We start from the raw sequence: 14,946 nt of genomic DNA on the forward strand, positions 1-14,946 counted from the left end.
TTACCTCGCAAGGGAAAATCCTGAATAGTAACTTCTTTATGGAATCCTTTAGACACTAAAAGTTTTGAGGAATGTTCCTGAGGAGGAGTATTGCGTTCCTCAAAGTAAAGGTGAAGTACTTCTTTTTCTTTTCTACTTCTTATCAAATCAAAATGCTCTACAAGGAATTGCGGCAATACAAGCTTAAGTAAATCCAGGTAATTATCCACCTCTAGTTTTTCTGCAAATATCTAGCTTTACTTCAATTCCTCCACAACTTTTGAGATTGATCCGTTTTCCTTCTTTGATTTCCTCTATCAACTTAGCATTAAATGCCGGCAGGTCGTCTGGATTTCTACTGGTAACGAATCCTTCGTCTACAACTACTTCCTTATCAACCCAGTTTGCTCCTGCATTTTTCACATCATCTTTCATGGAGTTATAGGAGGTCATTGTTCTGCCTTTCACAACTCCTGCACTAATAAGCGTCCATGGCGCGTGGCAAATGGCAGCTACAGGCTTCTTTTGTTCAAAGAAATCCCGAACAAATTTTAAAGCATCTTCGTTTGTTCTCAAATTATCCGGATTCATAACTCCTCCGGGTAGCATAAGTGCATTGTAATCACTTGCACTAACTTCCCCAACCACCTTGTCAACATTATATTCTTTTGACCAGTTAGTTTTGTCCCATGCTTTTATCTTCCCTTTTTCCGGACTAACAATATGGACTTCAAATCCTTCATCTTCCATTGCCTCTTTAGGAGAGGTTAATTCAACTTCTTCAAATCCGTTTGTTGCCAAAATGGCTACCTTCTTATTCATATCTTTTCTTTTTTATTGTTAAACAATTTAATATAAGATAATGATCACATTGCTCAGAATGTGCTAAGAAGCCTATAAAATAAAGGAATGGAAGGTTAAACTTTATGAAAAGTGTTTAAGTAGATTTCTTCTTATTTTCGTTTTTGCGATTAGTACGCTCCATTTTCTCCTTTTCCCGTTTTTCACCTAACTTATTTTCCTCCTCTTCCTTGTCTGCGTGGGATTGAAGTGTATCAAGAATCCTTTTTTCATCTATCAATTGTCCCCGTTTTTGTTCAAGTCTTTCAAGTTCCTGATATATAGCAGGTTCAGCATATTCATTTGGCTCCACTTTTTCTTTTTTGTGAAGCGCGTACTGAACAGTGAATTCGGCCCCAAAAAAGACGATTAAACAGGTATAATAAACCCACAAAAGAATAAGTACTACCGAAGATGCACCGCCATATACCGAGCCGGGATTGCTCTGTCCAAAGTAAAAGCCAATGAGATACTCGGCTATAAGAAAAAGGCAGGTTGTGAGCATGGCACCCAGGTAGGTAGTTTTCCACCTTAGCTTCACATCGGGCAGCCATTTGAAAATAGCAGCAAAGAGAGACATTATGATGGTAAATGAGAGCGCAAAATTCAGCAGGTCCAGCAGGAAAGTAGTAATGACCGGTGCAACAGATGCTACATAATCATTAATAGCTGCTAAAACCGCCGATAGAATAAGGGAAACAAGGAGTAACAACCCCAAAACAAAAACCATTCCCAGAGAAATGACTCTATTAATGATAATTCTCTTTACAGTATATTTTTTTACTGCAATGTTCCAAATATTGTTCATTGCAGCCTTTAACTGAAAAAACACTCCTGTAGCACCAAAAATAAGGAAAGCAAAACCAAAAATCAATGCCCAGGTAGAAGTCTGATCAAGGGCAGCATTAGCAACCATACCTTCAATAGCCTGCGCTGCATCTATCCCAATAAATTCCCCAATCTCCTGCGTTATCCTGCCTTGTACTGCTTCCTTTCCAAAAAAATAACCCGCTACAGTAACAACTATGATAAGCAAAGACGGTAGAGAAAATAAAGCATAATAAGCAATGGTTGCGCTACGGGCCCAGGGGTCATTCCTGTTCCAGCTGGTGTAGGAATGCTTTATTAATGCCCAGAATGTAAGTAATTTTCGCTTGATTAAGCTCATGTACAAAAGGTAATAAGATTGAAATTAATAAAAAAAGCCCTCCAAACTAATGCTTGAAGGGCTTTTAATAAACATTTAATAAACTATAGGTTTTCGAAAATAGAATGCATAAGCCTTTTTTTATCATTAAGGCTTTCTTCAAGAGAGATCATCGTTTCGGTACGGTACACACCTTCAATGTCATCCAGTTTAAAAATTACCTCTTTTGCATGTTGAGTATCTCTAGCTCTTATCTTACAGAACACGTTAAATTTACCGGTAGTAACATGCGCCACTGTAACGTATGGTATTTCATTAATACGCTCCAGCACAAATTTTGTTTGAGAAGTATTCTGAAGAAATATACCTACATAGGCTATAAAAGCATAACCTAATTTCTCGTAATTCAAAGTAAGCGAAGAGCCAAGTATGATTCCCGCTTCCTCCATTTTCTTAACCCTCACATGTACTGTCCCGGCTGAAATATTTAATTTCTTCGCTATATCGGTGAATGGGGTTCTTGTATTGTCGATCAACATATTGAGGATCTGGTGATCGGTTTCATCTAATCTAAACTTTGCCATATCTTATCTTTTGTAGATTCTCCTAATTTTTAAACGAAGTACAAAATTAATACAAAATAATTAGATTATAAATAATATTCACGGAATATCGGGCGATTTTATTGATAACTTCTCTTTATTTAACAGAATTACCTCTACTATATCGTTTTCGATAAGATCTGTTCCATCAATTTTCTTTACTTCCTTACCACTACAGTTTCTTTCCTCATGCCCAAAGAAATTTAAATGTTTTCCAATACTTTCCACCCGGGGCTCAAAAGAGACCTCCCCTGCTTTAATTTTTTCTGAATATTGAATTGCAACATCAACTGTTTCATCATTAATTACTACATCTCGAAGCATAATATCCCGAAAACTTTTTTCATTGCCAGGAATTTGAAGATAATCTTCTAAGTTTTCCTGATCATACCTTCCTGTAGCAATTGACCTAAGTCCTATAAAAAAAGAAAAAGCAAAAAATTTACGAGTCTCTTCTCTTAAGTAATCCTGTGGAAAATGGCCACATTCCACAAGTATAGTAGGAACTTTTTGTGCCTGAAAAAAATCTCCTGTACAATTGATGTTGAAACTGTCATCAAATCTGCCTATCTGTCCCGGAATTATCTTTTGCAGTTCCATATTCATAGCCGATATGATCTGCATTGCCTTTTTTCTTTCCTTGGTAACTGTCCTTTTTGCATCCATAGAAGGTGCCAAAAATGAAATAGTAGCCGGAAATTTTCTTTCTCCTGCTCCAAAGATTGTACGTTGATCATGTAGATTAAAACAAAAATGGGGTTTAAAATCTTCAAAACATTTCCTAAGCACTTTGCTCTCCGGTTCATGGAGGTTAAGCGCATCCCTGTTGAGATCCACTTTATTGACATTTTCCCGGGTGTACCTCGCAGCTCCATCGGGATTGAGCATGGGTATAATAAGAAGTGTGCATTGCCGAAAAATTTCCTTCACTACATCTATCTCTCTGTTTTTATTGAGAAAGTTCAGAAAATCGAGCAATCCTTTTGTTGTGGTGGTTTCATTCCCATGCATTTGTGACCAGGCAAGAATTTTCTTTGAACCAGATCCAACTTTAATAGCTTGTATGGGAATATTGAGAAATGACTTCCCAATTTCTACAATCTCATATACCTTTTTTAACTCAACTAAAGCTTCCTGTAAATTGTCATATTTAATAAGACGCCCTTGTAAACAGTCAATTTTAAACTGACTGTAATTCCCAATAAATTCTTCTGCAGTTTCCATGTTTACAAAAGTAAATATTCTATAATTTACAATCGTAAACACGGAAGCGGTTTAAGATTGTGTAGGAATGTAAACACTCAGGTTGCATAAGTATACCTGACACTGGGAAATTTTCCTTGAAGGTTTATATTTATATTTAATTAGCTTGTTTTTAGATTATTACATATGTTTATATTAAGTGTTTATTCATAGTTATAGTTCGTTTTTAAGGAGGTATTGCCAGTTATAAATTAATATGTTACTTTTGTAAACGTATTAATTTTACAATTGTGTTTACAATGGTGAACGTAGAAGAATTTACAAAACGAATCAATAAGATTATGGAATATCATGATCTTTCTGCGGCCTCTTTTGCTGATAAAATTGAAGTTGGCCGCTCCTCTATTTCTCATCTCCTATCGGGAAGAAATAAACCCAGTCTCGATTTTGTAATGAAGATCGTAAATGCTTTTCCGGAAGTAGAATTATATTGGCTTCTCAATGGAAAGGGAACTTTTCCAAAGAAATCCATGCAACAGCAAAAAGAAGAATCGGCCGTTACTCCTCAACAGGATGAGGTGAAGGATTTGTTCTCTACTTCCTCACCGCTGCCTTCAAATGAACAAATGGCCACTTCCTACTCCAAAAAGATAAAAAGAATCTTTATTCTTTACACTGATGGCACTTTTGATGCCTATCAAAATTGAGTAGCACCAAAAAAGATCTTAAATTTGGCGCATGAAAAATGTCTTTTTGGGAATCTGTGCCCTCTGCTTACTAACCTCCTGTTATGAACCACAACGCAACTGTGAAGATTTTAGAACGGGTACCTTTGAATTTGAGTCATATCTTGAAGGTGAGCTGGTAAAAACAAGATTTGTGCGCAATGACAGTATTGAAATAGATTATTTCAGGGGAAAGGCAGATACCTCTTCCGTACGTTGGATCAACGATTGTGAATATCTGCTTTCCAATTTAAACCCGAAGAACCGGGCTGAAGAAAAGCCGATTCACATGAAGATCCTAACAACCAAGGACAACACGTACACCTTCGAGTATGGATTAGTGGGAGATGCAAAGAAACAGCGGGGGACAGTAATAAAAGTGGAGTAATACGAATTCTTACTGCTCTTATTCTACACCTTAAACCTCTTGATTAATTCCTGCTTTTTTTCCGTAGCAAATCATTTTGTTCCTGCATTAAATTATTCAGGTTTGTGAGCAATTCAATATTTTTGGGAGTAGCCACAGTTCCGTTGTTTGGGTCTTCAGCTTTCCTCCTAAACCTGTTCATGAATTTCACAACCATGAAAACTACAAATCCAATTACCAGGAAATCAATAAAGACTTCAATAAGGAGGCCGTAACCTACAGCTATTTCCTCAATTACTTCTCCCCCTTCTATAGCCGGTATTTCTTCTCTAAGTACATATTTCCTGTCAGCATATTGGATCCTGCCGGTGAGAAGGGTTAGCGGTGGCATGATTACCTGCTTTACCAGCACATCAACGACACGGTTAAAAGCAGTACCAATGATGATGCCAACTGCCATGTCAATCATGTTGCCTTTAACGGCAAACTCCTTAAATTCTTTGAGAAAACCTATTGCCATTATTCGTCAAAAAGTTTTATCTGGGTGTCGTCGGGTTTGGTCGTTTCTCTTTGAAGCTTTCCTTCAGAAAAATTAGGAGTAGAATTTTGACTCTCTACGTTCTCCTCGCCTATAACTTCCATGTCTTCCGGAGCAGTCTCCTCGGGTTCAATAAAAGGTTTGGGATCCATAAGGTTTATCTGTTTGACCTTTTCCGCAGTTAGTTGGTTTCCAAGTGCTTTAATGCCTTTTATTGAAATAAACTCTTCAAGCTCAACAAGATCATTTGGTTTTTGATCTTTCCCTCTAATCTTTCCGTAAACCACCTCCACAACCGGAAGATAATCTGTTGAAACAATTTCAAGGTAAGACTTGGAATGTTCCCCAATAAAGTTTTCTTCCTTTTCTTCGTTTTCAATAAAGAAACGCTTAACGTAGAACTTTTCTTTTTCACCTTCCCAATAGATGGCCGAAATAGGCTTTTTTGGCGCCCATTTTTCGAGCACAATAATATCCTCATCAAATCTTGTAGTCAATTCTGGTTTAATTGTTTTGGCTATCCCATTCTGAGTAATAATTAATAACCTGTCCTCTCCTTTAAATTCTCCCAGTAAATCCCCTCTTTCGTCTACATTTAATCTTCTTACTGTATCATCAAACCAAATCCTCCTGGGTTTTAAGGTGGAAACACCTTCTTCCTTAAGTTCTATCTTTTTAACCGAATATTTGGTAACAATGTTGCCTTTTACAGCCCTGCCTTTTATAGCCATGTCTGCAAAATCTACCTCAAATTTTAGCTTTTTGATGCTGCCTACCTGCCTCAGATACACCATAACCACTTCGGCTTCCCCATTTGGATTGGCAGAAAAATAAAGTACTTCAGAACCTTTTTTGCCCTGCGTAAGATCGTATTCCCTGTCCCGGGTTACCGAAGTTACCGCAAACCTCTTTATATACGAAGCACCACTTTTCCCATCTTTATAGATCATATTATAGATGGTCCTGCGGTCCTTCTTCTTAAAAATAGCCACATGAATAATGTCTTTCCCAATAAAAGTCTTCGCATCTACCCTGGTAACGATCATTTTACCTTCCGCTGTAAAACAAATCACATCATCAATGTCTGAACAGTCAGTTACGTATTCATCTTTTTTAAGGGCCGTACCAACAAATCCTTCCTTGCGGTTAACAAACAGTTTTGTGTTGCGGATAACTACTTTAGTGGCTTCAATATCATCGAAAAGGCGCAATTCCGTCTTTCTTTCTTTTCCGGCGCCGTATTCTTTTTTCAATCGGGTGAAATACGAAACAGCATAATCTACCAAATGGTCCAGGTGATGCTTTATTTTAGCGATCTCCCCTTCGAGAGCTTCAATTTTTTGCTCTGCTTTTTCCAGGTCAAATTTTGAGATCCGCTTAATCCTTATTTCGGTAAGTCGTACAATATCTTCTTCCGTGACCGGGCGTTTAAGATGGGTGATATGAGGCTTTAGACCTTCATCTATAGCTTTAATCACTCCTTCCCATGTCTCTTCCTCTTCAATGTCGCGATAGATTCGCTTTTCAATAAAAATTCTTTCAAGGGATGCAAAATGCCATTGCTCCTGAAATTCCTCAAGTTTTACCTCCAGATCGCTTTTTAAAAGGCTAAGAGTGTGATCTGTTGATCTTCTTAATATTTCCGAAACCCCTAGGAAAGCCGGTTTATTGTCGATGATAATGCAGCTCAAGGGGGAAATAGACACTTCACAGTTTGTAAAAGCGTAAAGAGCATCAATGGTTTTATCGGGTGACATCCCGGAGGGCAAATGAATAAGAATTTCGACTTCACTCGAGGTGTTATCTTCGATTTTCTTGATCTTGATCTTTCCCTTATCATTTGCCTTGAGAATAGAATCAATTAAAGTAGAAGTATTAGTACTAAAGGGTATTTCCTTTATTACCAGTGTAGTTTTGTCGAGTTGAGAAATTTTCGCGCGCACTCTCACCCGGCCGCCTCTCATCCCATCATTGTAATTGGTAATGTCAGCGATGCCACCGGTCACAAAATCGGGATGTAATTTAAATTTCTTCCCCTGCAGATGTTTTATACTGGCATCAATAAGTTCAATAAAATTGTGCGGCAGAATCTTAGTACTTAATCCAACTGCAATACCTTCGGCACCCTGTGCAAGTAACAAAGGAAACATGACCGGAAGATTTACCGGCTCTTTTTTTCTTCCGTCGTAAGAAAGCTGCCATTCCGTGATCTTAGGGTTATAGACTACATCCAGGGCAAATTTTGAAAGTCTTGCTTCAATATACCGGGCTGCTGCTGAACCGTCTCCTGTAAGAATATTCCCCCAGTTACCCTGGGTATCTATTAAAAGATCTTTTTGACCCATCTGCACCATTGCGTCGCCAATACTCGCATCCCCGTGTGGGTGATACTGCATGGTGTGACCTACAATGTTGGCTACTTTATTGTAGCGACCATCATCAAGATCTTTCATAGAATGCATGATACGCCGCTGTACAGGTTTAAACCCATCTTCAAGAGAAGGAACGGCTCTTTCGAGGATTACATAGGAAGCATAATCAAGAAACCAGTCTTTATACATCCCGGTTACCTTTGTAAGCACCTCGTTATTCTCTAAATTCAGCTCTTCGTTCTGTCCGAATTGTTCTTCTTGATGATCGTCTAGATTCTCGTTCTCCATTTAAGCCTTCGCTTTGTTTTTTTCCAAAATCTTGGCAAGTGACATTTTTAAAGCTTTGACTTTCTTGCCGTTCAAAAAAGTAATATTGTATTTGTAGTGCCTGTACCCCCTGCTATTTCTGGAATGAATAAAAATGTGCAGGCGTTTGTATAAAAAATAATCCTCAACCTTAAAGTCCTTCAATTTTGATTTTGGCACCTCGGTCCTTTGTTCCCGGTAATGTATAAACTGTGACACCAATACTCCATTACTTTTTAGGTTTATGGTTTCCCCGTCACTGTCAAATTCAAATGTCTTCCCTACCATAAAAATGAAAATTCCAACCAGCAGGGCGATTACATTTGGGATCAGACTACTGTAATTAAAAGGAACATCGTCATATTTGAACTCAACAGAAGCGAATGCATTGGTGAGAAAGACTGCCACAACAATAATATATATCGAGGGGATAATGCTGGTTTCTTTCCTGTTGTTAAATTTCATGTTATTCGTTGATAAGGTCCAGCTCAACTTTAAGATTATCAATGATAAATTCCTGCCTGTCGGGTGTGTTTTTACCCATGTAGAAGCTCAGAAGTTCCTCAATGCTCATTTCCTTGTCGAGCATTACAGGATCCAGCCGAATATCATCACCAATAAAATGTCTGAACTCATCCGGAGAAATTTCCCCTAGTCCCTTAAATCGTGTAATTTCAGGTTTTCCTGAAAGTTTTTGAACTGCCTGCTGCCTTTCCAGTTCGCTGTAACAGTAAATTGTTTCTTTTTTATTTCGCACCCGAAAAAGAGGCGTTTGCAGGATGTACAAATGGTTCTCTTTGATTAGCTCCGGAAAGAATTGTAAAAAGAAAGTAATAAGCAGCAATCTTATGTGCATCCCGTCAACATCGGCATCTGTAGCGATCACAATATTATTATACCGCAGGTCTTCCATGGACTCTTCGATATTCAGCGCCGCCTGAAGCAGGTTAAACTCCTCGTTCTCATAAACGATCTTTTTACTCAACCCATAGCTGTTAAGAGGTTTCCCTTTCAAGCTGAAAACCGCCTGGGTGTTCACATCCCTGGATTTGGTAATGGATCCACTTGCTGAATCTCCCTCCGTTATAAATAGTGTGCTTTCCAGGTATCGCTCCTTTTTACTATCTCCCAGGTGAATGCGGCAGTCGCGAAGCTTTTTGTTGTGCAGACTGGCTTTTTTAGCCCGATCCTTTGCCAGTTTTCTAATCCCCGAAAGTTCCTTGCGCTCTCTTTCAGCCTGCAGGATCTTTCGCTGCAGCAAATCGGCAGTTTCAGGATTTTTGTGAAGGAAGTTGTCCAGGTGGGTCTTTAGGAAATCATTGATATAGGTTCTCACTGTTGGCAGGTCTCCCCCCATATCTGTAGAACCAAGTTTGGTTTTAGTCTGACTTTCAAAAACCGGCTCCATTACTTTTATACTAATAGCCGAAACTATGGATTTCCTAACATCACTGGCCTCAAAATTTTTATTGTAAAATTCTCTCAGGGTTTTTACAACAGCCTCTCTAAAAGCCGCCAGGTGAGTTCCTCCCTGTGAAGTATGCTGCCCGTTAACAAAAGAATGATATTCTTCGCTGTACTGAGTTTTGCTATGAGTGATCGCTACCTCAATATCATTTCCACGAAGGTGAATGATTGGATACAAACGATCATCTACGTTAATGCTGTCCGATAAAAGATCGGCCAGTCCATTTTCTGAATAAAACTTTTCGCCGTTAAAAACTATCGTTAACCCCGGATTAAGGTAAACGTAGTTCTTCAGCATTTTCTCTATGTATTCTGAACGGAATTTGTAATGTTTAAAGATTACTTCATCGGGAGTAAAAGTGACCTTGGTCCCACGCCGTCTTGAAGTCTCTTCAAGTTCCTCTTCTTCAATAAGATTTCCCTGCTCAAATTCCGCCGATTTTGATCGTCCGTCTCTGGTGGATTCCACTCTAAAGTTGCTGGAAAGGGCGTTTACTGCCTTGGTACCAACTCCGTTAAGACCTACCGATTTTTTAAAGGCGCGGGTGTCATATTTTCCCCCGGTGTTCATTTTGGAAACTACATCCACCACTTTTCCCAAGGGAATTCCACGGCCGTAATCACGCACGATCACCCTTTGATTCTGCACAGATATTTCAATAGTCTTTCCTGCACCCATTACAAACTCATCGATACAGTTATCTATAACTTCTTTTAGAAGAATATAGATACCATCATCTGCACTGGAACCATCGCCGAGTTTTCCAATATACATTCCCGGACGCATGCGAATATGCTCCTTCCAGTCTAATGACCGTATATTATCTTCGGTATATTTTGTTTCTTCGATCATAGGGGCCTCCTGCGGTTTCGTGGCTAATATAAGCTTTCCTCTAAAAAGTTGAAACCTATGATGAACAAAATAATTAACAATTGTTTCACAATCCGGGCATTCAAAATTCGGGGTTCAAGATTCATGACCAAAATTGTCATTTTTGGAAGGTAAGTTCCGGAATATTACTAAAAAGGCCTCACAGGTTTGGAAACCTGTGAGGCCTAATTTTATACAGAAATATTAAAATCTCAGTTCTAATTTAAACGTTAAACCTGAAATGCATTACGTCACCATCTTTTACAATGTATTCCTTCCCTTCCACTTTCATCTTTCCGGCTTCTTTTACTTTAGCTTCACTGCCATAATTAACATAGTGATCGTAAGCAATTACTTCAGCACGAATAAAGCCTTTTTCAAAGTCTGTATGGATCACCCCTGCGGCTTGTGGCGCTGTGGCTCCTATTGGAATAGTCCATGCTCTAACCTCTTTAACTCCTGCTGTAAAATATGTTTGTAGATTAAGAAGGTTGTAGGCCCCACGAATTAGTTTAGCAGATCCCGGCTCCTCGAGTCCTATATCCTGTAAAAACATTTGGCGCTCCTCATAATCCTCCAGTTCAGTAATGTCTGCTTCTGTACCTACTGCAAGCACAAGAACTTCAGCTCCTTCCCCTTTTACCGATTCTTTAACTTTATCAACATATTCATTTCCCGAAACGGCGTCGTCTTCATTTACGTTGCACACGTACATCACCGGCTTGTCTGTGATGAATTGCAAAGGCTTAATAAACTCGTTCCTTTCCTCTTCATTCAGCTCAATTGCTCTAACAGATTGTCCGGCTTCAAGTCCTTTTTTTACTTTTAACAGAGCAGCTTCTTCTTTCTGGGCATCTTTATTTCCGGTTTTGGCAGCACGCTTTACCTTTTCCAGCTTTTTCTCGGTCGTTTCCAGATCCTTCAGCTGAAGTTCCATATCAATAGTTTCCTTGTCTCTTACAGGATTAATATTTCCATCAACGTGGACAATATTTTCATTATCAAAGCATCTTAAAACGTGCAAAATAGCATCGGTTTCACGAATATTTCCGAGGAACTGGTTCCCCAGACCTTCTCCCTTACTCGCCCCTTTTACAAGGCCGGCAATATCCACAATTTCTACAGTTGCCGGCATCACCCTCTCAGGATTTACAAGAGATTCCAGCTTCTCCAGGCGCTTATCGGGTACGTTTACCACTCCAATATTCGGCTCAATGGTACAGAAGGGAAAGTTTGCACTCTGCGCTTTGGCGTTTGAGAGACAGTTGAATAAAGTTGATTTTCCTACGTTGGGCAGTCCTACAATTCCGGCTTTCATATAATATTTTTTGATGCTCTTTAGCGGCTGCAAATATAGTTATATGAATTGGAATTTTGAACAGCTCAAAATCTTCGGAAATCTTCACCAAAAAAAGGGCTGAAAAGACCTTCTGAAAATGCCATTTTTGATACCCATTCCGAAATTTTTTTATATGAATTTTACTGCGGAAGCTTACTCACTATTTCTACCCACCCGGAGCAGCACCGGAAAGTCTATTTCTCCCACTTCCCCAAAACTCTCCTGAAGTTCCTCCCTCACAAGCTCCACCGGATTTGCATTTTTCTCCTTCTCATACGCTTTAACGGCCGACCAGGTGTTAAGATACCCAATTAAGCGTTCAAAACTCCATTGCTGCTTCATCTCAAACGCCGGAGCTTCAATTTCCTCAAACGGAAAGGGTATCGTATTATATTTATCTTCTAAAAAGCATCTTTCCGGGGACCTATAAGGTCCTATAATGTTATTGTAGAAATGACGGATGATTTGATCTGTTTCAGAATTACTTTTAAAAAGGGAGTATCCAAAAATAGAAATTACCGCATCCTTTTTAAGCACCCTTTTAACTTCGGTATAAAACTTTTCAAAATCAAACCAATGAACAGCCTGCCCTACGGTGACGAGATCAAAATGATCACCTGGAAAAGCAGTCTTCTCTGCAGGTTGTTTAGAATACTGAATATTTGATTTCTGAACTGCCTGTCCAAGTTGATGAATGCTGATATCTGTCGCATTTACCTGCTCGAAAAACATGGCCAGTTCCCCTGCCACCTGCCCGTTACCCGTACCGCAATCCCACGCTCTTTCTCCGGACCGGCAAAGCTTCCGGAGAAAATTAAAAAGTTCTACAGGATACGTGGGACGATACCGGGAGTAATCGTCGGAATAGGACGAGAAGAGGTCTTTCATAAGTTATAAACTTCAGCTGAAATAGTACCTTTCTAAAATAGCATTTTTAAAGAAAATTTTTCCGGGGAAAAAAACAGGACGAAACTGTCCTGCTTGAGGTGATTTTCATCAGATTTTCACGACTTTTTAACCTCTCTCCCGGTTTGAACTTTTTTATAAGCCTTACTTTTGCATCAGAATTATAAAAACTATGAACAAAGGACTTTATATAGCGACATTGGAACCCAACAGTGGCAAATCCCTGATTTCCCTGGGACTAATGCGAGCCTTATTAGGAAAAACTGTAAAGGTGGCCTATTTCCGGCCAATAATTAATGAGGAAAAGCCGGGAAAACTCGATAATCATATCGACACGATCCTAAAATATTTTGATCTTCCTATGTCTTATGAAGATTCATACGCTTATACCAGGAGCGAAGTAACTCAAAAACGCAATGATGGAAAATCGGGTGAAATTATTGACACCATCATTAGAAAATATAAGAAACTTGAGGAAACTTTCGATTTTGTACTCGTTGAAGGCAGTGATTTTTCGGGAGAAGGCAGTGTTTTCGAATTTGATGAAAATGTCAATATTGCAAAAAACCTTGGCTTACCGGTAATCATTATAGCAAGCGGCCGTGGCAAATCCAAGGAAGGATTAATGGGAAGCCTGCAAATGGCCTATCAAACATTCATTAAAAAGGATGTGCGGGTTATGGCGATGGTAAGCAATAAAATTGAACTTGATAACCTCACCATCGCTACCAGTGGCATGAGGGAGTTCCTTCCAGATGATGTTGCTGTTTTTGCGTTGCCTCTAATCGACACTCTTGCCAATCCAACTATCAAAGAGATTGTGGAAGCACTTGATGGAAAAGTGCTTTTTGGAGAAGAATTTCTTGATAACCAATCCGGCAGTTTTGGGGTTGGAGCGATGCAACTCCGCAACTACCTTAAGCATCTAAAAAACGAAAGTCTTGTGATCACTCCCGGGGACCGGGCAGATATTATCCTGGGGGCACTTCAGGCTCACATTTCAAGTAATTACCCCCGAATTTCCGGAATTATTCTCACGGGAGGATTAATTCCCGAAGATTCTATCATTCAGCTTATTGAAGGGCTTTCACAGGTGGTTCCCATTATTTCTGTGGAAGAAGGGACCTTCAACGTAACCAACAAAGTGGGCGCCATCAACTCCAATATTTACGCTGATAGTACCCAAAAAATTGAAACTTCCATAAGCACTTTTGAAAAGTATATTGATATAGATCCACTTATAGAGAGATTCTCAGGACTGCAAGCCAAAGGTCTTACGCCTCGAATGTTCCAGTACAGCCTGGTAAAACGTGCCCAGCAGCAACGTAAACATATTGTTCTTCCCGAAGGTACAGATGAGCGTATCCTAACCGCCGCTTCCCGTCTTATTGCTATGGACATCGTAGATCTTACCATTTTGGGGGATGAGGATGAGATCAAAAAATTGATAATGAACCTCGCTCTTCCAATGGATTTCGATAAGCTGAATATCATTAATCCTACAAAGTCTGATAACTTTGATGAATATGTAAATACCTTTTACGAACTGCGGAAACATAAGAATATTAACATGGATATTGCCCGTGATCTTATGAGCGATGTTTCCTACTTTGGAACCATGATGATCTATAAAGGTCATGCAGATGGTATGGTTTCCGGTGCGGCACATACTACTCAACATACAATTAGACCGGCACTGCAGTTTATAAAGACAAAACCCGGAGTTTCGATAGTGTCTTCTGTTTTCTTCATGTGTCTTGAAGACAGAGTTTCAGTTTTTGGAGATTGTGCGATCAACCCAAATCCTACAGCCGAAGAACTTGCAGAGATCTGTATCTCTTCTGCTGAAAGTAGTAAAGCCTTCGGAATCGAGCCAAAGATCGCCATGCTCTCCTACTCTTCCGGAAGTTCGGGAAAAGGAGAGGATGTAGACAGGGTTCGTGAGGCAACAGAAATTGTAAAGAAAAAACGTCCCGACCTTAAGATTGAAGGACCAATCCAGTATGACGCTGCAGTTGATCAAAATATTGGAAAGAGCAAATTACCTGGATCTGAAGTTGCGGGACAGGCAAGCGTTCTTATTTTTCCAGATCTTAATACCGGAAACAATACCTATAAGGCTGTCCAGCGGGAAACAGGAGCTTTGGCAATTGGCCCTATGTTACAGGGGCTTAACCAGCCGGTGAACGACCTTAGCCGTGGGTGTACCGTGGATGATGTGTTTAATACGGTTATTTTAACAGCAATTCAGGCACAAGGTATATAGTGCTACCTTGAATCTAAT

The 14,946-nt window shown here is 39.4% G+C and carries 14 protein-coding genes; 3 read left to right on the forward strand and 11 right to left on the reverse strand.

All coding sequences use genetic code 11. The annotated features are described in order from the left end of the window. The 5 genes from H148_RS0110785 to H148_RS17730 form a co-directional block, all read right to left on the reverse strand. Nucleotides 1-209, reverse strand: a 209-nt coding sequence (locus tag H148_RS0110785) for an ISAon1 family transposase N-terminal region protein (protein ID WP_029033138.1), incomplete at its 3' end; no start/stop codon positions are given. Further along, on the reverse strand, nt 202-801 hold the full coding sequence (locus tag H148_RS17720) for a type 1 glutamine amidotransferase domain-containing protein (RefSeq protein ID WP_051286398.1): 600 nt from the start codon (nt 799-801) through the stop codon (nt 202-204). The genes H148_RS0110785 and H148_RS17720, both read right to left, overlap by 8 nt. A gap of 115 nt (nt 802-916) precedes the next feature. Continuing rightward, nucleotides 917-1,987, reverse strand: coding sequence for a YihY/virulence factor BrkB family protein (locus H148_RS17725; RefSeq protein WP_083961647.1), 1,071 nt, complete (start codon nt 1,985-1,987; stop codon nt 917-919). A gap of 83 nt (nt 1,988-2,070) precedes the next feature. After that, nucleotides 2,071-2,550 (reverse strand): Lrp/AsnC family transcriptional regulator, encoded by a 480-nt coding sequence (locus tag H148_RS0110800; protein ID WP_029034811.1) that lies wholly within the window; start codon nt 2,548-2,550, stop codon nt 2,071-2,073. Between the two features lie 78 nt (nt 2,551-2,628). Beyond that, entirely contained in the window at nt 2,629-3,792 is a 1,164-nt protein-coding gene (locus H148_RS17730) for a M14 family metallopeptidase (RefSeq protein WP_037325089.1), read from the reverse strand. 278 nt (nt 3,793-4,070) lie between these two features. Here H148_RS17730 and H148_RS0110810 point away from each other — a divergent pair, with 278 nt between their 5' ends. Together H148_RS0110810 and H148_RS0110815 are read left to right on the forward strand one after the other, a co-directional pair. Next, complete coding sequence (locus H148_RS0110810) at nt 4,071-4,478, forward strand: helix-turn-helix domain-containing protein (protein ID WP_029034812.1); 408 nt, start codon at nt 4,071-4,073, stop codon at nt 4,476-4,478. Nucleotides 4,479-4,509: 31 nt separating this feature from the next. Next, a complete protein-coding gene (locus H148_RS0110815; RefSeq protein ID WP_029034813.1) occupies nt 4,510-4,884 on the forward strand; it encodes a hypothetical protein in 375 nt (124 codons plus the stop codon). A gap of 43 nt (nt 4,885-4,927) precedes the next feature. Here H148_RS0110815 and mscL read toward each other — a convergent pair whose 3' ends face one another. From mscL to H148_RS0110845, 6 genes are all read right to left on the reverse strand, one after another. Further along, entirely contained in the window at nt 4,928-5,383 is a 456-nt protein-coding gene (gene mscL, locus H148_RS0110820) for a large conductance mechanosensitive channel protein MscL (protein WP_037325092.1), read from the reverse strand. Then, entirely contained in the window at nt 5,383-8,061 is a 2,679-nt protein-coding gene (locus H148_RS0110825; RefSeq protein ID WP_029034815.1) for a DNA gyrase/topoisomerase IV subunit A, read from the reverse strand. Before H148_RS0110825 ends, mscL begins: the two co-directional genes overlap by 1 nt. After that, nucleotides 8,062-8,544 (reverse strand): hypothetical protein, encoded by a 483-nt coding sequence (locus tag H148_RS0110830; RefSeq protein WP_029034816.1) that lies wholly within the window; start codon nt 8,542-8,544, stop codon nt 8,062-8,064. 1 nt (nt 8,545) lies between these two features. After that, a complete protein-coding gene (locus H148_RS0110835; RefSeq protein WP_029034817.1) occupies nt 8,546-10,399 on the reverse strand; it encodes a DNA topoisomerase IV subunit B in 1,854 nt (617 codons plus the stop codon). Between the two features lie 241 nt (nt 10,400-10,640). Next, the gene (gene ychF / locus H148_RS0110840; RefSeq protein ID WP_029034818.1) at nt 10,641-11,735 is read right to left on the reverse strand and encodes a redox-regulated ATPase YchF; all 1,095 of its coding nucleotides are present in this window, start codon (nt 11,733-11,735) and stop codon (nt 10,641-10,643) included. A 174-nt stretch (nt 11,736-11,909) separates the two neighbouring features. After that, nucleotides 11,910-12,644: a class I SAM-dependent methyltransferase gene (locus H148_RS0110845; RefSeq protein WP_029034819.1), complete on the reverse strand. Its 735-nt coding sequence runs from the start codon at nt 12,642-12,644 to the stop codon at nt 11,910-11,912. Nucleotides 12,645-12,834: 190 nt separating this feature from the next. On the opposite strand from H148_RS0110845, the gene pta reads away from it, so the two are divergent. After that, nucleotides 12,835-14,928: a phosphate acetyltransferase gene (gene pta / locus H148_RS0110850; RefSeq protein ID WP_029034820.1), complete on the forward strand. Its 2,094-nt coding sequence runs from the start codon at nt 12,835-12,837 to the stop codon at nt 14,926-14,928. Nucleotides 14,929-14,946 lie beyond the last annotated feature (18 nt).

Source organism: Salinimicrobium terrae DSM 17865, assembly GCF_000424665.1.
Taxonomy (GTDB): Bacteria; Bacteroidota; Bacteroidia; order Flavobacteriales; family Flavobacteriaceae; genus Salinimicrobium; species Salinimicrobium terrae.